Source organism: Microbacterium sp. Leaf351, assembly GCF_001423825.1.
Taxonomy (GTDB): Bacteria; Actinomycetota; Actinomycetes; order Actinomycetales; family Microbacteriaceae; genus Microbacterium; species Microbacterium ginsengisoli.
The window spans coordinates 21,979-23,826 of sequence record NZ_LMPK01000012.1 but is presented as its reverse complement, the minus strand read 5'-3'; the positions used below and the strand labels follow the sequence as shown (position 1 = coordinate 23,826).

At 71.3% G+C, this 1,848-nt stretch carries 2 protein-coding genes; both read left to right on the top strand.

The features are described 5' to 3' along the window. The coding region (locus tag ASG00_RS05000) for an aminotransferase class I/II-fold pyridoxal phosphate-dependent enzyme (RefSeq protein ID WP_235559152.1) at window positions 1-691 on the top strand (691 nt) is incomplete at its 5' end. A gap of 5 nt (window positions 692-696) precedes the next feature. Beyond that, window positions 697-1,845 carry a thiamine pyrophosphate-dependent enzyme gene (locus ASG00_RS04995; RefSeq protein ID WP_045247040.1) on the top strand — a complete coding sequence of 383 codons (1,149 nt, stop codon included), beginning with the start codon at window positions 697-699 and terminating at the stop codon, window positions 1,843-1,845. Window positions 1,846-1,848 lie beyond the last annotated feature (3 nt).

Here is a 1,848-nt window from a genome sequence, read left to right as displayed (position 1 = left end):
CCTCGGCGCGATGGCGGCTGCGGTTACCGATCGCACGCGACTGATCATCGTCTGCAGCCCGAACAACCCCACCGGGCCGATCGTCACGCAGACCGAGTTCGAGCAGTTCCTCGCGCGGATCCCCGCCGATGTGCTCGTCATCCTCGACGAGGCGTACGCCGAGTTCGTCACCGACCCCGAGGCCGTCGACGGGCTGCGCGAGCTCGGTGTCATCCGTCCCAACGTCGTCGCCCTGCGCACCTTCTCCAAGGCGTACGGCCTCGCGGGTCTGCGTGTCGGCTACGCCGTCGGCCACCAGCGCGTGCTCGACCTCGCCCGCTCCACCGCCATCCCGCTGTCGGTGACGGCTGCGGCCGAGTCGGCGGCGCTCGTCAGCCTGGACGCCGAAGCCGAGCTGCTCGACCGCGTGCGCGAGCTCACCGACCGGCGCGCGGCCCTCGTCGACGGCTTGCGTGCCCAGGGCTGGCGGGTGCCCGAGACGCAGGGCAACTTCGTCTGGCTCGACACCCGCGCCGACAGCCAGCGCATCGCCGCGACCTTCGACGAGGGCGGCATCATCGTGCGTCCCTACGGGGACGACGGCCTGCGCATCTCGATCGGCGAGGCCGAGACTGTCGAGAAGGTCCTGCAGATCGCGGCATCCGTTGTAGATACTCTCGCGAAGGGGCATCCGGCGCTCGCGTTAGCGTAGACACCGTGACTCCGCTCGACGACGTGGCCCCGCCCGCCGACCCCGAGATCATCAGCGTGCTGGCCGCCGACGGCTCGTACGCCCCGACGCCGTCGGCAGAACCCTTCCTGCCACTCGTCGAGGCGCTCACCGAGACCGACCTCGAGACCTTCTACCGCGACATGGTGACCTCGCGCGCGTTCGACCGGCAGGCGACCAACCTGCAGCGGCAGGGCCAGCTCGCCCTCTGGCCGCCGAGCTTCGGCCAGGAGGCCGCACAGGTCGGCTCGATCCGCGCGGCACGACCGCAGGACCACATCTTCCCCTCCTACCGCGAGCACATCGTCGCCACGATCCGCGGTGTGGACCCGGTCGGCATCATCCGCCTCATGCGCGGCGTCTCCCACGGCGGCTGGAACCCCCTCGACCCGGCCAACGGAAACACGCGCCTCTACACGCTCGTGCTCGGTTCGCAGACCCTGCACGCCACCGGCTACGGCATGGGCCTCGTGTTCGACGGCCGCACCGGCACCGGCGACCCCGAGCGCGACGAGGCAGTCATCGTCTACTACGGCGACGGCGCGTCCAGCCAGGGCGACGTGCACGAGGCGATGGTCTTCGCTGCGAGCTACCGCACCCCGCAGGTCTTCTTCCTGCAGAACAACCAGTGGGCGATCTCGGTGCCGGTCGCGGTGCAGTCGCGCACGGCGCTCTCGCGCCGCGGCTACGGCTACGGCATGCCGAGCCACCGCATCGACGGCAACGACGTGCTCATCAGCTACGCCGTCACCCGCCACGCGCTCGAGGCCGCCCGGGCGGGCGAGGGCCCGTCGGCCATCGAGGCGGTGACCTACCGTCGCGGTGCGCACACCACGAGCGACGACCCCACGAAGTACCGCACCGGTTCGGAGGAGGAGGGCTGGGCGCTGCGCGACCCGATCGCGCGCCTGCGCACCTACCTCGAGGGCCGCGGGGCATCCGCCGCCTTCTTCGACGAGGTCGACGAGGGCGCCGCCGCGCACGCCGATGACGTGCGCACGCGCGCCGTCACCCTGACCGCACCCGAGGCGCCCAGCATGTTCGCCCACGTCTACACCGATGATCACCCGCTGATGGCCGAGCAGGCGCGCTGGCTCGCCGACTACGAGGCATCCCTCGACGGAGGCGACGCATGAGCG